At 64.8% G+C, this 2,865-nt stretch carries 1 protein-coding gene and 1 pseudogene; both read left to right on the forward strand.

All coding sequences use genetic code 11. The annotated features are described in order from the left end of the window. The first annotated feature begins 216 nt into the window (after window positions 1–216). Window positions 217–2,631, forward strand: coding sequence for an efflux RND transporter permease subunit (locus AC1DWI_RS18800; protein ID WP_477725432.1), 2,415 nt, complete (start codon window positions 217–219; stop codon window positions 2,629–2,631). Continuing rightward, window positions 2,628–2,865, forward strand: a pseudogene (locus tag AC1DWI_RS18805) (ABC transporter substrate-binding protein); the annotation flags it as partial. The gene AC1DWI_RS18800 and the pseudogene AC1DWI_RS18805, both read left to right, overlap by 4 nt.

Genomic DNA, 2,865 nt, shown 5'->3' on the forward strand with positions numbered 1-2,865 from the left:
GTTCTGATGAGCCAGGCGGGTGACGCCCTGATGGGCACCGCAGGCGGGCCCGGCCTGCGGCGCATCCCGGCACGCGAGCCGGTCCCGGTTTCCGGCGTTGCCCTGGCGGCCGACGGCAGCCTGGTGCTGGCAAGCCTGCGTGGCATGCGGCACTTGCCCGCACTGCCGGCAAATTGAAAACAACGAAGAGACATGCGCCGCCAATGGCGAAACTTTATGCACGCCGATTCCTCCTCTTCCGATCTCCAGCCCGTCGTCGCACGGCTTGAAGACTTTGACACGCGTTCGGGCACGCTGCTTGAGCGCGCTTTTTTCAATCACCGGCTCTGGGTCATGGCGGTGTGCCTGCTGCTGACCCTCGTGCTGGGCTGGCAGGCCACCAAGCTGCAGCTCAACGCCAGTTTTGAAAAAACCATCCCGACGGGCCACCCCTACATCGTCAACTACCTGGCCCACAAGGCCGACCTCGGCGGCCAGGCCAATGCCTTGCGGCTGGTGGTGGAGGCCCGGCAGGGCACGATCTTCGACAAGGCCTACCTCGATGCGCTGCAGAAGATCAACGACGAAATCTTTCTGCTGCCCGGTGTGGACCGGCCCTTCATGAAGTCGCTGTGGACCTCCAACACCCGCTGGGTGGCCGTGACCGAGGAAGGCCTGGACGGCGGGCCAGTGATCCCTGATGCCTACGACGGCTCACCCGCCAGCCTTGCCGGGCTGCGCGCCAACGTCGAGCGCTCGGGCGAAATCGGCCAGCTGGTGGCGGGCGACTTCAAGTCCAGCATCGTGTTTGTTCCCTTGCTGGACCGTAATCCGGAAACCGGTAAGGCGCTGGACTATGGCGATTTGTCACGCCAGATCGAAGTCCTGCGCGCCAAGCACGGCAACGATGCGCTGCAGATTCGTGTGACCGGCTTCGCCAAGGTGGCTGGTGATCTGATCGAGGGCCTGCATCAGGTGCTGCTGTTCTTCCTGCTGGCTCTCGCCATCACCACCGCGGTGCTGTTTGCCTACACCCGCTGCGCCCGCAGCACAGCGCTTGTGGTGGCGTGTTCGGTGGTGGCGGTAGTCTGGCAGTTCGGCCTGCTGGCATTGCTGGGTTATGAGCTCGACCCTTATTCAGTTCTGGTGCCCTTCCTGGTGTTCGCCATCGGCATGAGCCACGGCGCGCAAAAGATGAACGGCATCATGCAGGACATCGGCCGCGGCACACACCGGGTGGTCGCAGCGCGCTACACCTTTCGGCGCCTGTTCGTCGCGGGCCTGACCGCGCTGCTCTGCGATGCCGTGGGCTTCGCAGTGCTGGTCATCATCCAGATCAAGGTTATCCAGGACCTGGCCCTGATTGCCAGCATCGGCGTGGCGGTTCTCATCTTCACCAACCTCGTGCTGCTGCCCATCCTGTTGTCTTACGTGGGCGTGGCCCCCACGGCGGCGGCACGCAGCCTGCGCCAGGAAGCATCGCAAGGGGCACAACGTTCATGGCTGTGGGCCTTGCTGGATCACTTCACGCAAAAGCGCTGGGCCACGGCAGCAGTGGTCGTTGCGGCGCTCATGGCCGCAGGCGGCTATGCCATCAGCCTGCATTTGAAAATCGGCGACCTCGACCCCGGCGCATCCGAACTACGGCCCAGTTCACGCTACAACCAGGACAACGCCTACCAGATTGCCCACTACGCAGCGAGTGCCGACATCCTGACCGTGATGGTGACCACGCCCGCGGATAAATGCACGGCCTATGGCACGCTGGCCAAGGTGGACGCCCTGGCCTGGCAGCTTGAGCAAGTGCCGGGTGTGGAATCCACCAACTCGATGGCCGCGCTGTCCAAGCTGGCCATGGTGGGCTACAACGAAGGCAACTTCAAGTGGTTTGAGCTGCTCCCCAACGAAGGCGCTTTGGGCGGCGTGCAGACGCGCGCACCCCGCGAGCTTTTCAACCAGAGCTGCTCTTTCCTCGCGCTGTACGTCTACCTGAAGGACCACAAAGCCGAAACCCTGGCACGCGTGGTGGCAGATGTGGACCGCTTCGCTGCGGTCAACAACACGCAGGACGTCACCTTCAAGCTGGCCGCGGGCAGCGCCGGCATTGATGCGGCGACCAATATCGTGGTGGGCAAGGCCATGCGCGAGATGCTGCTGTGGGTGTATGCAGCGGTGGTGATTTTGTGCTGGATCACCTTCCGCTCCTGGCGCGCAGTGGTGGTGGCGGTGCTGCCGCTGGTGTTGACCTCGATCCTGTGCGAGGCTCTGATGGTGGGCCTGGGCATGGGGGTCRAGGTCGCCACGCTGCCGGTGATTGCGCTTGGCGTGGGCATCGGCGTGGACTATGCCCTCTATGTGCTCAGCATCACGCTGGCCCGCATGCGCGAAGGTGCCAGCCTGTCCGAGGCCTACCACCATGCGCTGCAGTTCACCGGCCGCGTGGTTCTGCTCACCGGCATCACGCTGGCGCTGGCCATCGGCACCTGGGCTTTTTCACCGATCAAGTTCCAGGCCGACATGGGCATTTTGCTGGCCTTCATGTTTGTCTGGAACATGGTGGGGGCGCTGGTCCTGCTGCCCGCGCTTGGCTACTTCCTGCTGCGGCCGGCAGTGGCCCTGCCCACGCCGGTCAATGTACGAGTGCCGGTATGAGCCGGCGTGGCGACACACTGACCCGCCGCACGCGCAGGCTTCTTGCCACGGCGATGCTGCTGGGCGCGGCCGCGGCAAGCCATGCCGCGCCCGACGCCCTGGTCGTCGGCCAGTCTCTGCCGCTCACCGGCGCGGGCTTTCCGGTCGCCAACCGTGTGCTGGCCGGCGCCCGCGCGCATGTGGAGCGCGTCAACGTGTCAGGCGGAATCGCCGGGCGCCGCATCGAGCTGGTGA

It is taken from the genome of Polaromonas sp. P3_C2, from assembly GCF_056402675.1.